Below are 17,435 nucleotides of genomic sequence, written 5' to 3'. Positions count from 1 at the left end.
GATGACAATCGAACTCACCCACCGCGCCATCGTCCGGCACGGTAGCCACTCGTCCGTCGAGATTCGCCCGACGCCCTCCCCTGGGCCCGGCGAGCTGCTGCTCGCGCCGGAAGCGGTGTCGCTGTGTGGAACCGACATTCAGATCGTGCGGGGAGACCGGAACGATCCGTCCCCGATCGTCGGGCACGAGGGTGCTGCGCGAGTCGTCGAGCTGGGCGAAGGAGTGTCGGAATTCGCAGTGGGTGACCGCGTGGTGGTCAACCCGACCCATCCCCACGATTCGTCCTTCCTACTCGGCCACAATGTGGAAGGTCTGTTTCAGGAACGCGTCGTGATCGGAGCGTCCGCAGTCAGCAGCGGTCTGGTGTCGTTGCTGCCGGACGACTTGTCGAGTGTCCGAGCGACCCTTGTGGAGCCGTATGCCGTGGTTCGCTATGCACTGTCGTGTCTCGCGCGCGAGACCCCGCAAACGCTTCTCATCTTCGGGGACGGTCTGATCGGCAACCTCGCGGCCACACTTGCACCCTCGGCGATGTTCCCGACCGTCGAGGTGGCGATGGTGCACCGTACGGAGCTGGGTGCGAAGTGGACCGCCAACTACCTGCCCTCGGTGCAGAACTTCTCCTCCGGCGACGACTGGGAACGTCACATCACCGGGTCCGTTGCGGTGCTCGGCGCGACCCACCGCGCGGGAACTGTCGCCTCGATCGACGAGGCGATACGGCGTCTCGGGGATCGGGTAGTGGCCGTGCACCCTATCGGCGGGGTGCCGGCCAAGGCGACGTCGGGCCTGCTACCAGGTGTGGACATCGCCGGGGTGAGGCAAGCCAACACCGGTGGCCCGACGCCTCCCGCGGTCACCACGTTCAGCCGCGGTGCGCAGCGAGTGGCATTCACTGGTAATCGAGGCGTCACGAACGACCAACTCACCGCGGCGGCTACGGCACTGACCGCAGCGGACGACGCGATCGACGGACTACTGACCCACCGGCGCGACATCGTGGAGGGCACGGCGTTGATGAACACCATCTGCGAACAACGGACCCGGGTGGTGGACGGTGAACTCGTGATGCGGTTGGTGGTGGGGTTGGGGGCGTGAGGGGCCCGTGCCTACTTCGATAAGTGCCTCGAGGTCACGCACCAACCGAATGTAGTTCCAGCATCGATATTTCCGGCTCGGCACCTACGCGCACGGGCGGTCCCCACGTACCGGCGCCGCGCGTTGTGAAGACGGGGGTGCCCGCGACGGTGACGAGCCCTTCGATCGAGGGTTGTTGCAAGGGAACGAGATACCGCAGAGGCCACAACTGACCTGCGTGAGTGTGTCCGGAGAGCTGGAGATCGATTCCGGCACGACGGCGTCCAACGCCTGAACTGGTTGATGAGCCGCCAACAGGGTGAATCGATCGGAAGTTCGCTCGCCGAGGGCGCGGCCGAGGTCGGGAGCATGTGGCGGCGGAGCGGAGACATCGTTGATTCCCGCAAGATCGATGAACGCGCCGCCACGCTCCAGTGTCGCAGTGGCATTGCGCAGAACTTCCACACCCAGGCTCGACCACAGCCTGGTCCATTCGTCGGCGTCGGCGTAGTACTCGTGGTTGCCGGTGACCGCGAACACTCCGAGGGGGGCGTTCAGCTCCGACAGTGGCGTCAACACATCGCCGACCAACTCGACCGTCCCGTCGATGAGGTCGCCGCCCAGAATCACCACGTCGGGATCGTGCTGATTGATCTCGCCGACGATCGCCTCGACGAAACCTGCACCTCGCGTGGGCCCGGCGTGGATGTCGGACACGAACGCGATCCGTAGACCGTCGAATTGCTGTGGGAGGCCATCCGACGCGATGGTGGTGTGCGTGACCTGAGGCTGGGCCGCTTCGACGAGACCGTATCCGACGGTACCGGCTGTTGTCAGCGCGACCACGGCGGCACCGACCCGCGCAACTCGCATCCTGGTGGGCGAACTGTCGCGTTGTTGCGCAACACCTTTGATCCGGATCGCAAGCAACACTGCACCGACCACAAGACCGCCGAGGCACAGATACAGCAGGGCGGCAGCCCACGTAGCTCCGACGAACCCCGGGCCGCGCGCCCAGGACGGATCGAAGATACTTCCGCTTCCGTAGCCGACCACCGTGAGGCACAACAAGACCGCGAGAACACAGTCCACGGTGCGTGCCAACGGACGTGACAGACGCAGAGGAGAAACGAACATGACGCGCACGAAGATCGACAGCACTGCGACGATAGCGACGAGCGCGAGAAGAGGAGCAGGCATGGTGAACGATGACCGGGTTTCTGTTGAAAGAACCATTGCAGCAGACGACGTGAGTTCGTCACGTCGGGTGCCGCTCCGAAGCTGCTGGGCAACTCCGGAGCGACGGACGTTTCAGCCGATCAAGACGATGATCACGCTGGTGAGCACGCTGGTGATGATGAAGAACGGGGCATTGAGCACCCCGTAGTACAGCGGACGGGGGAAGTTGGGGTTGAGCGCAATCTGAAACGTCATGGCCGTGAGATAACCGATCCCGACGAGGAGACCGAATACGACGGCGTCGCCGACCGCGGTGATGTCCAGCGCGGTGATCAACACCGCGCTCGTGATGGTGGTGACAAAGATGCACACCACCGGGCCGAGATTACGCACAAGCGAGGACTCGGGCTCCCCCGCGTTCTCGCGGCCGAGTGCAACGATGTACGGCTTGGCGATGAGGACGGGGAAATACACGCCTGCGATCACCGCGGAGGCCACGAACGCGGCAAGCACTGCGAGCCAATTGATATCGGTCAGAACATCGAACATTTCGGATTCCTTCGAGATGAGCGTCCGTCGACGCCCGTTGAAGTCGGTTGGTGAAACGGGTGTGCGGTGTGCCGCTCAGAGCGCTGTCACGGCCACCTCGCCCCGCTGCGCCGCAGCAGCATGCTCACGACTGTCCCGAGAGGAGATCGACAACGCCGCGAAAACCATGCCTGCCAGCGCGACACCCGCCCCGACGAGAAACGCGTCGTGGAAGCCGTCGGTCAACGCCACGGTTCGATCGACACCGCCGGACATCGCGCGTGCAGTCGTCGCTGTTGCCACCGCCGAGATGACCGCCAGCCCCACTGCCCCACCGATTTGGTTGCCGGCGTTGACGAGACCTGAAGCGAGGCCGGCCTGTTCGTCCGTCGTTCCGGTGAGGGCGGCTACGGTCACGGCCACCAAGGATCCACCCACTCCGAGGCCGGTCAGAACGGACGGACCGAAGACGTCGGAGATGAATCGACCGTCGGCACCGACCTGCGCGAACCAGGCCAGGCCTGCAGCCACGAAGCACAAGGCGACGAGAAGGACAGTCTTGAACCCGAACTTGGTGATCAGCGGTGACGCGCCGCCGGCCGAGGCGATGATCGACAGAGCCAGAGGCAGGTACGCAAGACCAGCCTGAAGCGGGGTGAACCCCAGGACCTGCTGTAGGTACAGGGTGATGAGGAAGAAGCCTGAGATCAAGGATGCGCCCACGAGGAGCATGACGACGTTTGCGCCACGAAGGGTACGTAGTCGGAAGATCGACAGTGTCACCAGCGGTGCCGCACTGCGCCGCTCGATCACCACGAAGACCACCAGAAGTGCGACTGCAGCCGCAGCTCGCAGCAGTGTCGTAGTCGATGTCCATCCGGCTTTTTCGGCGTCGACGAGTGTGAACACCAACAGCGCCAGGCCGGCCGTCACGCTGATCGAACCGGGTAGGTCGAAGCTGCGGGCCCCGTCGACTCTGCTCGACGCCGGGAACAGGCGGAATGCTTGCCACACCATGAACAATCCCACGGGAACATTGACGAAGAGCACCCATTCCCATCCGAGATACGGAACTGCCCTGGGACTGGTGGAGACTGTGATCTCACCAGGAGAATGCAGATATGGGTGCACCAAGGAAGTTCGATGCCGAGACGCGTGAGCGAGCGGTTCGGATGTATCGGGACCGTCTGGCCGAGGCAGGCGACACCAAGATCGCCGCTCGGAAACACGTCGGAGCGCTGCTCGATATCAATCCCGCGACGATCCGGAACTGGGTCGAAAAGGACGAGCCGGTAACTGGCGCGGAACAGCTAGAGGCAGCGATCGACCGCGATACCGAATTGAAGGCGTTGCGGCGCGAAAACTCCGAACTGCGAAGAGCCAACGAAATTCTCAAGACGGCGTCAGCGTTTTTCGCGGCGGCGGAGGTCGACCGCCGACTTCGGTGATCGTCGATTACATCGACGAGTACCGCCACCGTTTCGCCGGTCGTCCCGATCTGCACCGTGCTGCGCGAGCACGGCATCAAGATCGCCCCGTCCACCTACTACGCAGCCAGGAAACGCGGCGCCGTCTCTTCAGCGGCTCTCGAGGAGGCGTACTGCGCGAACACAGTGCACCGGCTGTACGTGGCCAACAGGCGTCTCTATGGTGTGCGGAAAATGTGGTATGCGATGAAACGTGCTGGTCACGACATGGGTCGCGATCAGGTCGGCCGGTTGATGGCGATCTGTGGCGCGGTCGGCGTCGTCCGCGGACGCCGGCGCACGGTGACCACCCAGTCGGACGATCGGGCACCTCGACACCCGGATCTGATCGATCGTCAATGGGATGCGCCGACCCGTCCGGATCAGTGGTGGGTTGCTGACTTCACGTATTGCTGGACTTTGGCTGGATTTGTCTACACATCGTTCGTGGTCGACGTGTTTTCCCGCCGGATTCTGGGGTGGCGGGTGATGACGACTAAGGCGACACCGTTGGTTTCAGGGGTGTTGGAGCAAGCCTTGTTCACTCGTAGACGCTCCGATTTCGTCTTCACTGCAACAGGTTTGGTACATCACTCCGATGCCGGCTCGCAATACACGTCGCTTGCCTTTACCGAAGCGTTGATCGAATCGGGGCTGGCCGGATCGATCGGAAGCGTCGGCGATGCGCTCGATAATGCGTTGATGGAATCGACGATCGGCCTGTACAAAACCGAGCTGATCGACCGACAGAAGTCGTGGACCGGTCGGGCCGAGATCGAACGGGAAACCGCGTCGTGGGTGCATTGGTTCAACACCAGTCGCCTGCACTCCTCGATCGGCTACGTTTCGCCCGTCGACTATGAAAACGAGTACGGTCAGCAATGCTCGATCGCCACCTCCGACCGCGAAGTGGCTTGAACCAGGTCTCCATCAGATCCAGGGCAGTTCACCGAGCCCTGCCACCAGCGCCTCGCATCGTCGGGCCCCGCGGCGAAGCGAGGACGCGAACGAAAGCTGCGACTAAGGCAAATTCGCCAACATCTGAACGACTCTGCCTCCTCGCACACTAAGCTCTCCGACAGCATGACTCACTTCATCGACGCTTCGGCGAGAACTCGGATGCAGTGGTGGCAGTAATGCCGTCCATCACGAGAATTTCAGTATCACTGACCGGGACAGGGTCGTCTTCGTGCACGTCCACTTTTTTGATGAAGAAACCGAGCACGAACGATGCGACCGCCGCAACGAGTGCAATTGCGAATGCAACGCCGATCCCGTCCACGACGCCATAAGACGCGATGACCAAGGTGTACACCGACAGTCCCAAACCCCCGCCCAGAGCCAAGCCCACTTGAACCACAGAATTACCCATCAGCCTGAACTCGGGACGGATCTGAATCTGGGGAATGGTCGACGAAGTTATGGTTTGAACGCTGTTGTAGACACCCGCCAAGAACATCAGTATGTACACCACCCACAGCGGCAGGCTCGGCGACAGCAGTACGAGCAACCCAACGGTGACCAGAATTCGAACGATTCCGCCGATGGCGAGGACTCCTCTCGAATCACCGGTCGACCCGATTCGACGCCCGAATATCGGCCCCAGGACTACACCGGCAATCGCCAGCAAGGTCGTGGTGAGTGCTGCGGCCGTTGCACTTTCACCCATGACTCGAAGTATGTAAGCCGGAACGAAGAACATCGCCGCCATACTCGAGAAAGTCATCAGCATGAGTGACACCGTGATCAACGCCGTATTTCTGTCCGCCAGTACCGGACTCGGAACGATTGCTGCAGCCCCCTTGCGTCGAAGAACCGTTACCAGTCCCCCGATGGCTACGACGGTCATGACGATGAGGGCGTTGTTCGCCGTTCCGCCGAACGGGATGAAGTTGCTACCGAGCGAGAGGCAAAGAATGACACCGGAGAGAGCAACAACCAAGAACCCCGCTCCTGCAAAGTCGAATTTGGCACCCGGCAGTGCAACGGCAGCAGCGTCGGCCTTACGGATTCGTGCGCCGAAGAACACCAGCGCCGACGCGATCAGTAGTAGTGGCCACTCGACGTGGCATACGACTCGCCAGTCGAAGTGGTCGATAATGAGTCCGGTCAAGAATGGGCCGGCCATCATGCCGATAGCTGCACACGTCCCGGCAACACCCAGTAGAGCACCGGATCGCTCAGCCGGGTACAGCACTCGAATCAGCGAGTATCCGAGAACGAAGTTTCCAGCCGACTCGATTCCCCAGAAGAAGCTCACGACGATGACCCACGTCATCGATGGAGCAGATGCACGCATGAGGACGACGACTGCACCCACAGCCAACGAAAAGGACAGCAGGACAGGCATCAACGCTGGATTCTTCGCAGCGAGATAACCGAACAACGGCATACACACGATCCCCAAGACACCACCGATGGTCGACGCCAACGGGTAGATGTCCTGTCCCCCGATTTCTGCCGCCGCTGCCGGTAGCAACGTCGACCCACCGGTGGTCACCATGACTCCGACCATGATGGATATGTAGAGGCCGGCCAGGGTCATCAGCTTCTTATGTTTGGAAGCCCCTAGAAACGAGTTCGCTATAGGTCGGGTTGCATCCACTGCAGCTGATCCTCTCAATGATTCCGCAGTGCGCTCTGCACACGTGCGGGCCGACGGCCATTACCTCGGTACGGACCGGGCGCATTCGAATCCCCGTCGAGTAGTCGCCATCTGTGGGCTACGTCACTGGATATTAGAACAGTCGGTCCACTAAAACAAGGTCTGCAATTTCCGCTGACTGCAATGTCCATTCAACTACCTGTGCGCACAACCGTCTTACAACGAGAATCCTGAAACTTCGTTCCGCTCAATGGGATGGCCGACATCGAATGTTTCGTACGCCGCAATTGCGGCACACCGAGTGGGTAGTGTTTCCATCTGTGATCGGCAAGAGCGCGGCCCGAGACTGGGCCGAAAGCGGTGCCATGGCCCTTACGGGAGAAGCACTGGGCCCACCGCTTCTCCCGCCGGGAAATGCCGCGTCCATTGCACGGGAACTATCCGGGCTGATCGAATCTGCGACCGCTCGCGCACCTCACCCCGTCTCCGTCGACGGCGCGGCGTTGCTGGGCGAACGTGCGGCATGCACCAGCCGAACTCGAAACGGGAACATTTCTGTCGGCGGATCATCCAGACTTCTACCTACGCGTGACAGTTGGGCAGTAGTGACCAAGGCGCGTCCGGACGATGTACTCCTTATCGGAGCATTGGTAGGCGAATCGCTTACGCCCGAATCTGTGTGGCCGCATCTCGCAGCATGGCTAGCGTCGACGTCGGACGACGAGGTCGCTTCACGCATCGCCCTACTCGGCATCGCCGGAGGTGTCGTCGAGGACCGTCCGCTCGTCGAGCGCTCACCCGTCTGTACGCCCACACGCTTCCGTTCGGTCGAAAACGCGCTCGTCGTCGATTTCAGTGCCCTGTGGGCCGGGCCTCTTTGCGCTCATCTTCTCGGGCTTGCGGGAGCCAGAATCGTCAAAGTCGAGACCCCACAGCGGCCCGATGGAGCACGACAGGGCAACTCGGAGTTCTATCGCCTGCTTCACGGCGGCCACGAATCGGTCGTTCTCGATCCTTCGCTTCCTCGTGAACGAACTGCTTTGGCGCAACTCGTTGCCCACGCGGACATCGTCATCGAAGCATCCCGTCCACGTGCATTGCTCGGATTCGGTTTGGATGCTGAGCGATTCGTCGATGCTGGGGGTCTGTGGATCTCCATCACGGCCGACGGACGCGCATCCGATCGCATCGGTTTCGGGGACGACATCGCCGCCGCGAACGGTTTGATCGCACGGGACAACTACGGCAGACCTCTGTTCGTAGGTGACGCCATAGCCGACCCGTTGACGGGACTGGTGGCCGCCGCCGCGGCCTTCACCGCGCCGACCACACAGGGCCACCTGATCGACATCTCGATGTCCGACGTTGTGAGGTCGACGCTCGTGAGGAGCGAGGGGCCAGCGGACATTCTCGACGTACGCGTTCCGCATCGCCGCGCGCCAACCGGTCGCGTGGCCGCATCCGGTTCGCACACCGCAACAGTGTTGTCCGACTTGAATATCGAATCGGTATGACGACTACCGTCATCAGGAACGCCGACATCAACGGAGTCAGCGGTATGGATGTGCGTCTCGAGCGTGGGTTGGTCCGCTCGATCGGTCGCCGCCTCAGAACTACCGGCGCTGATATCGTCGATGCTCGCGGTGGTGCGGTCATCCCTGGCTTGACGGACCATCATGTACATCTCCACGCACTGGCCGCCTCATGGTTGTCGGTCCGCTGCGGCCCACCTCAGGTACGCGGCCCTGCAGAACTGGCTCTGAAGCTGGCGAGATCGTTGAGCGACGACGCCGGGTGGGTGCGTGGGGTCGGTTACGACGAGGAGGTCGCCGGGCCACTCGACGCGCACCGCCTGGACGAGCTGCACGCCGACCGCCCTGTGCGCGTTCAACATCGCAGCGGCGCCCTATGGATGCTCAATTCGCGAGCAGTCGAGTCTGCGGGACTCACGATCGCTGATCATCCTGGAGTCGAACGTTACGGCGATGGCGCGCCTACCGGCCGTGTGTGGCGCGCTGACAACTGGTTGCGTGGCCGCCTTCCCGTCGTGTCTCCGCCCAGTTTGGCCGGTGTCAGCCGCGCCCTCTCTCGGTTCGGCGTCACCTCGGTCACCGACGCCAGCCCCGATCTGGCGGTCGAGTCGCGCGCAGCGATCGAGGCGGACATGGCGGCTGGGCTTCTGACCCAGCGTGTGTGCCTCCTTGGACTACCTCTCACCGCCGATCCGCTCGGATCATCGAGTGTGGGTGGTCGGCTCACGTGTGGTCCTTACAAGATCGTCATCGCCGATTCCGAGCTACCCGACGCACATACTCTCTCGGACACGATTCGACACGCACGTTCCCTGGGGCGAGCTGTCGCCGTCCACTGCGTCACCGCGGAGGCGTTGGTCCTGCTGCTGCACGCCTTCGACATGGTCGGCTGTATCGATGGTGACCGCATCGAACACGCGTCGGTGGTGCCGGACGCCTGCATCGAACCTCTGCGCGCCTTGGGGCTTCGCGTTGTCACTCAGCCCGGTTTTCTAGCACACCGGGGTGACCGTTTTCGCCATGAGGTCGACGAGTTCGAAGCGACGAATCTATATCGGTGCGCATCCTTGATCGACGCGTCGATTCCGGTTGCGCTGTCCAGCGATGCACCATACGGACCCCTCGACCCGTGGTCGGTCCTTGTTTCCGCGAGAGACCGGCACAGCGAAACCGGCGTGACGATCCTGCCCAAGGAACGCATCTCTGCTCGTGCCGCCCTCGACGCGTTCCTGAGCCCTGCGCACGATCCAGGTGGTCGCCCTCGGGCAGTATCTGTCGGCATCGCGGCCGACCTGATCTTGTTGCATGCCCCGCTCGCGACCGTACTGAAGCAGCCGAACGCAAATTTCGTGCGCGCGACCTATATCGCAGGCGAGGCTGTGTGAACGTCGTCGACGAGGTTCCACCTAAGTGCCGTTTCCGCATCGATCGCGTTTCCTGTCAGCATCATCCAGGCGGCGCGCCATCGGCCGACTCGTCTGGAAACACTGACCGTTCCGCCCGCACCCGGAATCAACCCCATCGATACTTCCGGGAGTCGAAAGAAGGACTGGGGGTCGGCGACCACGGATCCAGCGAAGGCCGCGATCTCGAGTCCGCCTCCGATCACCGCGCCGTGGACGTGGGCGACACATCGGGGACCCATGCGCTGAGCAAGCCGATGTAGCTGCTCGCCTGGTCTGTGCTGCGTGCGTATCAAGTGTGCGGTTGCCGGATCAGGAGTAGAGCCGAATTCATCGAGAAACCCGCCGCTGCAGAACGACTTACCTCTGCCGCAGAGAACAACGTCCTCGATCGTGTCGTCGATCAACGCTAGATCGAGCGCATCCACGAGTTGATCTCGCATCGCCGCGTCGATGGCGTTGTGCATCGTTGGTCGGTCGAGTACCACCGTCAGACGGTCGCCGTCTCTCCGTACTCGTATCGACTCGCCTGAGTCCGATTGACCGTGCCTGCGGTCGCCCTTCAGCCACCGCGTGAACTCCGGACCGGATTGCAACGTCGAGTATGCCAGCGACTCTGCAACGAGCCCGTCTCGAACTCTCAGCGATTCCGTCATTCGCAACAATCCCGTACAGGTCATCGACGCCAGCGGAGTCGCACCCACCGCTTTGTCGACCTCGGCTGCAGCATCCTCGATCGAGGACACTTGCACGGTATTTAGGTGATCGACAGTGCCGTCGTGAAACGTAAAAGACAACGCGTCGAGTAGTTCTTCGAGATCCGCCGACGGCGTACCGATCCCAATCAGAATGCGGTGGGACCGTCGTGCTCGCTCTGCGGCCGCGGCCAGGGTCTCGACGTCAGCCTGGCCGCGCTCTGGTAGCGCGACCCAGGACAGCACGTCATCAGGGGTAACGGGATCGAGATCGGCCGCGGCGAGTCGATCGACCGAGACCATCTCCACCGACTCCCCCGCTCTCGAATCCATTGTTTTTCTGGAACGGCCTGCTCGTTCTCCGTCCGCCAGTCGATCTCTCCACTCGGGATCAGTTCCGCTGAACGGTCCCGATCTCGAACTTTGACAATGTCGGCGTTTACAGTGCGGCCTGTATCAACCGATCCAGCGGGACGAAACACGAAGTGGAGTCGAATGTGACTGTAACACTGCAAGACCGCCGCATATTGGTTACCGGTGCGGCAACAGGAATCGGAGCCGCCGCGGTCGAGGTTTTGACCGCGGCGGGAGCGCGGGTCGTCGGCACTCATCACAACACCCCACCGCCGACGAGCACCGATGCGTCGTGGATTCACTGCGATGTGGTCGACGAACAATCCGTCGCAGAATGCGTCGCTCGGGCGGTCGAGATTCTGGGAGGCATCGATGTGCTCGTGCACGCGGCGGGGCTGTGGGAGCCCGGCGTGCCGGGCAAGATAGACGGAGCGAACATTCGGAGGATGATCGATATCAATTTCAGCGCCACCGTGATCACCAATCAAGCTGTTTACGCAGTCATGCGGAAATCCGGCGGTCAGATCATCAACTTCGGTTCGAGTGAGGGCGTATCGGGTAGCGGGCTTTCCGCCACCTACGCCGCTGCGAAAGCCGCCGTACACACCTGGACCCGATCCGCAGCGCGTAGCTGGGCCAAGGACGGAGTCACAGTCAACGCGCTCGCGCCGGCAGTCCAGACTCCCGGAGCCGACCGGCGCACGGAGTTCATCGGCCCTGAGGCGGCAGCACAATTCGAAAAACAGCTGCAGGTACTGATTCCGCTGGGCGGGAAACTCGGTGACCCCATCGACGACCTGGGCCCAGTCCTCGCCTTCCTCGCAGGAGATGGCGCACGTTTCATGACAGGCCAAATGATCGCAGTCAACGGCGGTCTGCTCATGCTCGGCGCATGACACGTGTTGCGCTGCCCGCAGATCACCGGGCAGCGCAACAGTTCGGGACGATCGAAACCTACATCCCGGGTATCGCACTCAGGCGGAAACGGTCTCCACCACGTCGTCGTCCGAGGCTTCGAGTTCGCTCTTGGCCGCTTTCAGCAGCAGGAGCGGCGTCGCAATCTTCCATGCGAGATACGCGAAGCATGGAAGCCAGAACGCGAACAGACCGTTCCACGCCAACGGGCCATCTTTGACGACGAAGATGAACACTCCCGGCGTCAGAACAACGGCCAAGAAGAAGTTCAGGTACGCGAACCAGCGCGGGAAGATCGGATTCTCACGTTTGTCGAGTAGAACTGCAAAACCGATCACGAGAACCTGCAGTACGAAGACGAGAGCAAATCCGACGTAGAAGAAGAAGTACATGTCGGTGAGCACCTGCAAGATCTCCGGTGACCGCTCCTCCGGGCGGTATGCCGCAACCGAGATAATGAACAACGGGTACATGAATCCAATGGGAGCCACAACGCCGGTGAGGAGCTGGATGATCGACAGCGGACCCCACCCTCGCTCGATCCGGCGCATCTGCCAGCTCGTCGTAGTGACGAACAAATACTCGAGCGGAACCACGAAGGAAATGATGACGGAGGACCATAAAATTCCCGAGCGATTTTCGATCAGGAATTGTTTGACCCATTCTGCCGATTCGGAAGGGGAGAAGGGCGGCTGCAGTTTGGCGAAACTGAACCAACATACGCCGATCACGATCATCACCAGGAAGCCGGACAGCGCCGACCACCGCTGGAATTGGTAGAGAGTATTCTTGTTCATGGAAAACGAGACTCCTTCGATAAGTGACATCGACTCGGCGCGGTGACGGGTAGAACAACTCCATCAGTGTGACGAAGCAAACAAATACAGCGTGTCTGGATCTCGGTCAGTGGAACATTATTTGTGTAGTCGACGGGTGATCAGAGAGGGCTGCAGCGCGTCGGATCGACACCCGTCAGAAATACAGCCTGCTCACCAAATCAGCGACGCAGCATGGCTTCTCCGAATTCTCCAGGTCGATGGTGACCCGGGTGACGATATGCACGGAGCCATCCGACTTTCGCTCGACGGTCATGATAACCATGCTTGCTCGCACCCGACTGTCTTCCCGCGCCGGTGCCGGGAACCTCACTCGGTCCAGCCCATAATTGATGCCCATCGACACCCCCTCGATCCTTCGCAGCCTGCTGAGAAAGTGCGGGACCAGGGAAAGAGTCAAGAACCCGTGCGCTATGGTCGCACCGAATGGGCCTCTTTCTGCCTTTTCCACGTCGACGTGGATCCATTGGCGGTCCAAAGTAGTTCGCGCGAACTCATCGATCCGGTTCTGAGACAGCTGGATCCAGTCAGTGGGTCCGTAGTCGCGGCCCAATGCCATTTCGATGTCCGAGACACTTTTGAATACGATCACGATCTCAAAAGATCTTGTCCCGAAGCAACGGCAGTACCTCGCGCCCGATCAAACTCCGAGTTGTGCCCGGATCGAGGCCGTCCCGATCCAGCGGATGCAGAATTACTGCGTCGGCGACCTCGGCAACATAGGCATCGAGAATCAGTGACGCCAGACCTCGTGCAGTCCCGACGTACCGGACGGTGCTACCGAACAGCTTTTCGCCACGTCTTCGCAAATGTGCGCGCGCCGACGATGCATCGCCGTCGATCAATACGTCGATTTCCAGCGCCACAACCAGGCTCGCAGGATTGTGGCCCGCCGCAATCCATTCACGGCGCACATTTCGGCGTTCGCGTATGGCACCAGCGAGGTCAGGTCTTCGTACACGATGAACGTGGTCTGGGTGATTACTGGATTCGTCGTCGCCGCCGAGGACGACTGACAAGCTCGGCCGCAGCTCGAACTGCGCAACTGGAACGCTCATGTCTACTCCTGATTGGACTGTTGGCAGGTCCTGTGTCACACAGGCGGTGCGCCGGACGTGGTGGCGGTCAACAGTGCGCCCGCATCGACTTTCAGCTGCAGCCCGGTCACGTACCGAGCGGCATCGGACGCCAGGTACAGCACAGCCTCACTGATGTCGCGTGCAGAAATGGTCTCGACGGGTAGCTTGTGTGAGGTGCCGAAGGCCGCCTGCGCATCGTCGTGAGTGGGCTTCTCCAGATCGGGCCGGAAGAGCTTGTACATCGCGTCGTTCTGCAGCATGTCCGTATCGATATTGCCGGGATGCACGGCATTGACCCGAATGTTCAACGGTGCCAATTGAAGCGCAGTCTCGTGAACGAATCTGGCGACGGCTCGTTTCGAGTGGCCGTATCCCGCAGCTCCCGGTCCTGCCGCTGGGTTGTCCACCAACCCTGCCAACATCGCGGCCAACGATCCCGTACACACGATGGACGCACCGGATTGCAGGTACCCGAAGGCGGCCTCGACTGTGTTGATGACGCCGACCAGATCGACGGACAACGCGTCGAAGTAGCCGATGATCGGGACATCCGGACCTATCGGGCAGATGGCGGCATTCGCCACGACTACATCCAGGTGACCCAACTCCGCGACTCCGGCTGCCACTGCGTCGGCGAGGCTTGTACGGTCCCGTACATCCGCGACGCGAGTGATGATTCGACGGTCCAAAGCCTCGACCAGCCGTGCAGTTTCGGCAAGGTCCGCCTCCGTGGCCATCGGATACGTCGCGGACTCGATCTGCTCACAGATGTCCACCGCAATGATGTCCGCGCCTTCTTCGGCGAGTCGCACCGCGTGCGAACGGCCTTGGCCTCGTGCGGCACCGGTGATGAAGGCGACCTTGCCTTCCGTGCGTCCAGCCACGGTAGCTCCAATTCAGTTGAACGATGAGGTCCGAGCATCGCAAGTCGATGCTCGGACCTCCATCTTGTGTACGTGTGGGTGTAAATCTTCGAGACCGAGAAGCGGCTAGCTGCGCTCGGTAGCATGCGCAATGTCCTGCACAGCCAGGTAGGAGAACGCCAGAGACGATCCGATCGGCGTGCCGGCTCCGGGATACACACCACCTGACATCGCGGCCATCGTGTTGCCGGCTGCGTACAAACCGGCAATCGGCTCACCGTCGGCACGCAGAACACGCGCATGATCGTCGGTCCGGAGACCACCCTTGGTACCGATATCGGACAAGCGGATGGTCGCGGCGTAGTAGGGCGCTGTGTCGATCGCACCCAGAAGCGGGTTGGGGATGTCCTGCGGCAGCGGGACCATGTAGTTCTGCGCCGGTAGTGCCGGGAATCCGACTACGTACTGGAACATGTTGTCCCACGTCGTCTCACCGCGGTGGAACTTTTCGTCCACACCACTCTCTGACGCTGCGTTGAATTCCTTGACGGTGTTACTCAAATTCTCGAACGGAACTCCGATCAGCTCGGCGAGCTCCTCGAGCGTGTCAGCCTTCACGAGAGCACCGGATTCGAACCATTCGGGACGGACCGGCAGTGCCGGGTCTCCGCCGAAACTGTCCCTGTCGATCTGCTTCTGGTCGAGAATCCACCGCACCGGCATGTGGGAAACCCCAGAAGTTGCCTCGGCGTTATAGATCGCATGACCGGACTGATCGTAGGGTTGCGTTTCGTTGGTGAACCGCTCCCCCGCGCCGTTGACCCAGATACCGCCCCGGGTTCCCGTCTGAAACACCGGTCGCCCGTCCGGCTGCACGAGTCCAGGAACGAACCATGCTTCGTCCATGAGACCGATGTCGGCCCCGATGGCAACGCCTGCATTCAGCGCATCACCGGTATTGCTCGCGACCCCGTTCGACCATTCGCCGGTCAGAGCGATCTTGCCGTGCTTGGCGCGCAGTTCTTCGTTGTGCTCGAAGCCACCTGCGGCGAGGAGGACGCCGCCTCCTGCGCGGTAGGTCACGTGTTCGCCATCGCTGACAGTGTTGACTCCGACGACCCGACCGTCTTCCACCACGAGGCTTTCGAGCGCCGTGTTCAACCGCAGAGTGCCGTTGCCCGATTCGAGAAACGCCATCAACGCGCGACCGATGAGTGCGCGTCCACCCGAGAGCACCGGGCCCTCGTCGTCCCCCCACCGTTCGTCCGGGATCGACTTGCGCAGTATGGCGAGGTTGTCCCCGAGCTCGGCTGCCGGGATCGGCGCCGGGAAGATGGTGTTGCCCGCTGGCGACGAACCGGGAGCTGAGGCGAAGTAGTCAGGCACAGGCTGATGAACGAACTCCGGGAACCACGCACTGCTCTCGAGTTCGTCGACGAGTTCTACGCCCGCGGTGAGGTATGCATCCTGGAGCGATTCGCGTGAACTGTCGTCTACCAACGCCCGCAGATAGGCCCGCGCGTTCTCGACGCCGTCTTCGATTCCCGCGCGCTTGATCGGCGCGCTGCCCGGATACCACAAGCCCGCACCGGAATAGGCGGTCGTTCCACCGACCTTGTCGGTCTTCTCTATGACGAGGGTGCGTAAGCCGCGGGACGCCGCGATGTACGCACCGATCAATCCGCCGCCCGAACCAACGACGATAACGTCGAATGTTTCCACGTCAATGGTCATGATTTTCTCCTGTTGTCAGTGCCGAAGCCAGAATTCGGCCGTTGAGGTGTGCGAGTTTCGATGAAGCGGTCACAGGAATACGAAGAGACCGGAGAGTACGAGCCACAGTGCAACGCAGTAGACCTCGAATACCGCGCGAAGCTCCCAGGGAGCGTGACGCAGTTCCATGAAGTCCAGACCCACGAGACGCACCTTGACCGCTGCGATCGCCAGTACCACCACAGCCGCCACGGTTCCCCCGTGCGAGTCCAAGGTCAGCAGCGGGCCAACGACGGCGGCCAGTACGAGGATCACCCAGGTCACGATGATTCGACCGGGAAGCAGTTCTTTCAGTTCGACCGATTTCGTGGACATTGTTCACACCGCCAAGTAGACGAGGGGGAAGAGGACCATCCAGAGCAGGTCGACGAGATGCCAGTAGCACGAGCCACCCTCGAATACGACGCGCTGAGAACCAGCCAATACGACCGGAGTTCGCGAGCGGGTGAAGAGTACCCACAGCACGACCAGACCGATAACTACGTGAAATAGGTGTGTGCCGGTCAGAATGAAGAACCACATGTAGTAGGGACCTGACTCAGGTCCATACCCGCTGTTGATCATGTGGATGTACTCGGAGATCTTGAGGCCGGCAAAGACCACGCCGCAGACCATCGCGCCGAGATACAGCTTCGAGGCGAGCCGGTGTCTACCCAGACGGACAGCGTTCAGGGCGACAACGACCAGAAGTGAACTGATGAGAAGAATCATCGTGTTCGTCAGACCGACGGTCAGACCGAGCGCCTCGCGCGAGGCGGTGAACTCCTCGGGTTCCTCCGCCCGCTCCAGAAGAAACGCAACGAAGAAGAACCCGAACACAACCATGTCACCGAGAAGAAACACCCAGAGACCTGGCTCGCCAGGTATGTGACCCTTGTCCTGAGCTGCAGTTTCTTGATCTGCAGACACGTTCATATCGCTCGTCACGAAACCGCCGCCTCGGTCGACGCCACAGGTCGACATCTCTCGGACATCACGTCAACACCTTTCGATGGTCGCCAGTTCGGTCTCGGTGACTGGCTTCACGTTCGTTACGCATGAGTGATCTACATCTCCTAGCGCCGGAATGGTCAGTCTCACGGTGCCCGCGTCGGATGAGATGCCGCAATCCCACTCACCGAGACGCAAC

Annotated in this window: 16 protein-coding genes, 1 pseudogene and 1 other annotated feature; of the genes and pseudogenes, 5 read left to right on the top strand and 12 right to left on the bottom strand. The window is 61.3% G+C overall.

Translation table 11 applies throughout. The annotated features are described in order from the left end of the window. Nucleotide 1: 1 nt before the first annotated feature. Nucleotides 2-1,099 carry an alcohol dehydrogenase catalytic domain-containing protein gene (locus CH292_RS21625; protein ID WP_019667787.1) on the top strand — a complete coding sequence of 366 codons (1,098 nt, stop codon included), beginning with the start codon at nucleotides 2-4 and terminating at the stop codon, nucleotides 1,097-1,099. Nucleotides 1,100-1,183: 84 nt separating this feature from the next. Here the strand turns inward: CH292_RS21625 and CH292_RS21620 are convergent, their stop codons facing one another. From CH292_RS21620 to CH292_RS21610, 3 genes are all read right to left on the bottom strand, one after another. Further along, on the bottom strand, nucleotides 1,184-2,278 hold the full coding sequence (locus tag CH292_RS21620; protein ID WP_256978431.1) for a metallophosphoesterase: 1,095 nt from the start codon (nucleotides 2,276-2,278) through the stop codon (nucleotides 1,184-1,186). A 111-nt stretch (nucleotides 2,279-2,389) separates the two neighbouring features. Further along, nucleotides 2,390-2,806: a DUF1761 domain-containing protein gene (locus CH292_RS21615; RefSeq protein ID WP_094655713.1), complete on the bottom strand. Its 417-nt coding sequence runs from the start codon at nucleotides 2,804-2,806 to the stop codon at nucleotides 2,390-2,392. Nucleotides 2,807-2,881: 75 nt separating this feature from the next. Beyond that, complete coding sequence (locus tag CH292_RS21610) at nucleotides 2,882-3,916, bottom strand: MFS transporter (RefSeq protein WP_256978430.1); 1,035 nt, start codon at nucleotides 3,914-3,916, stop codon at nucleotides 2,882-2,884. Between CH292_RS21610 and CH292_RS21605 the strand changes: the two are divergent. Then, a pseudogene (locus tag CH292_RS21605) lies at nucleotides 3,907-5,169 on the top strand (IS3 family transposase). The gene CH292_RS21610 and the pseudogene CH292_RS21605 sit on opposite strands and share 10 nt — an antisense overlap. Continuing rightward, nucleotides 4,191-4,323: a sequence feature (AL1L pseudoknot), on the top strand. Its footprint overlaps the pseudogene before it by 133 nt. Before the next feature lie 175 nt (nucleotides 5,170-5,344). On the opposite strand, the gene CH292_RS21600 reads toward CH292_RS21605, so the two are convergent. Further along, the gene (locus CH292_RS21600; RefSeq protein WP_094655712.1) at nucleotides 5,345-6,796 is read right to left on the bottom strand and encodes an MFS transporter; all 1,452 of its coding nucleotides are present in this window, start codon (nucleotides 6,794-6,796) and stop codon (nucleotides 5,345-5,347) included. Between the two features lie 737 nt (nucleotides 6,797-7,533). Between CH292_RS21600 and CH292_RS21595 the strand changes: the two genes are divergently transcribed. Beyond that, nucleotides 7,534-8,370 carry a CoA transferase gene (locus CH292_RS21595; protein ID WP_373454693.1) on the top strand — a complete coding sequence of 279 codons (837 nt, stop codon included), beginning with the start codon at nucleotides 7,534-7,536 and terminating at the stop codon, nucleotides 8,368-8,370. Next, a complete protein-coding gene (locus CH292_RS21590; RefSeq protein WP_094655710.1) occupies nucleotides 8,367-9,773 on the top strand; it encodes an amidohydrolase family protein in 1,407 nt (468 codons plus the stop codon). Before CH292_RS21595 ends, CH292_RS21590 begins: the two co-directional genes overlap by 4 nt. Here CH292_RS21590 and CH292_RS21585 read toward each other — a convergent pair. Then, complete coding sequence (locus tag CH292_RS21585; protein WP_094655709.1) at nucleotides 9,749-10,819, bottom strand: enoyl-CoA hydratase/isomerase family protein; 1,071 nt, start codon at nucleotides 10,817-10,819, stop codon at nucleotides 9,749-9,751. The two genes, CH292_RS21590 and CH292_RS21585, sit on opposite strands and share 25 nt — an antisense overlap. Nucleotides 10,820-10,983: 164 nt before the next feature. Between CH292_RS21585 and CH292_RS21580 the strand changes: the two genes are divergently transcribed. Next, nucleotides 10,984-11,736, top strand: coding sequence for an SDR family NAD(P)-dependent oxidoreductase (locus CH292_RS21580; protein ID WP_094655775.1), 753 nt, complete (start codon nucleotides 10,984-10,986; stop codon nucleotides 11,734-11,736). Between the two features lie 78 nt (nucleotides 11,737-11,814). Here CH292_RS21580 and CH292_RS21575 read toward each other — a convergent pair whose 3' ends face one another. The 7 genes from CH292_RS21575 to CH292_RS21545 form a co-directional block, all read right to left on the bottom strand. Beyond that, the gene (locus tag CH292_RS21575; protein ID WP_094655708.1) at nucleotides 11,815-12,552 is read right to left on the bottom strand and encodes a hypothetical protein; all 738 of its coding nucleotides are present in this window, start codon (nucleotides 12,550-12,552) and stop codon (nucleotides 11,815-11,817) included. Between the two features lie 175 nt (nucleotides 12,553-12,727). Next, entirely contained in the window at nucleotides 12,728-13,183 is a 456-nt protein-coding gene (locus CH292_RS21570) for a MaoC family dehydratase (RefSeq protein ID WP_256978429.1), read from the bottom strand. 4 nt (nucleotides 13,184-13,187) lie between these two features. Continuing rightward, nucleotides 13,188-13,688 carry a hypothetical protein gene (locus CH292_RS28670; protein ID WP_143545789.1) on the bottom strand — a complete coding sequence of 167 codons (501 nt, stop codon included), beginning with the start codon at nucleotides 13,686-13,688 and terminating at the stop codon, nucleotides 13,188-13,190. Further along, nucleotides 13,685-14,554, bottom strand: a complete 870-nt coding sequence (locus CH292_RS21560; protein ID WP_094655705.1) for a mycofactocin-coupled SDR family oxidoreductase — start codon at nucleotides 14,552-14,554, stop codon at nucleotides 13,685-13,687. Before CH292_RS21560 ends, CH292_RS28670 begins: the two co-directional genes overlap by 4 nt. Before the next feature lie 105 nt (nucleotides 14,555-14,659). Continuing rightward, nucleotides 14,660-16,267 carry an FAD-binding protein gene (locus CH292_RS21555; RefSeq protein ID WP_094655704.1) on the bottom strand — a complete coding sequence of 536 codons (1,608 nt, stop codon included), beginning with the start codon at nucleotides 16,265-16,267 and terminating at the stop codon, nucleotides 14,660-14,662. Between the two features lie 69 nt (nucleotides 16,268-16,336). Next, on the bottom strand, nucleotides 16,337-16,621 hold the full coding sequence (locus tag CH292_RS21550) for a cytochrome C oxidase subunit IV family protein (protein ID WP_094655703.1): 285 nt from the start codon (nucleotides 16,619-16,621) through the stop codon (nucleotides 16,337-16,339). Nucleotides 16,622-16,624: 3 nt separating this feature from the next. Next, complete coding sequence (locus tag CH292_RS21545) at nucleotides 16,625-17,221, bottom strand: cytochrome c oxidase subunit 3 (RefSeq protein WP_094655774.1); 597 nt, start codon at nucleotides 17,219-17,221, stop codon at nucleotides 16,625-16,627. Nucleotides 17,222-17,435 lie beyond the last annotated feature (214 nt).

The sequence above is a fragment of the Rhodococcus sp. 14-2470-1a genome, from assembly GCF_002259425.1.
In the GTDB taxonomy this organism is placed as follows: domain Bacteria; phylum Actinomycetota; class Actinomycetes; order Mycobacteriales; family Mycobacteriaceae; genus Rhodococcoides; species Rhodococcoides fascians_E.
The sequence above is the reverse complement of the archived record's forward strand: the minus strand, read 5'-3'. Positions and strand labels throughout refer to the sequence as shown.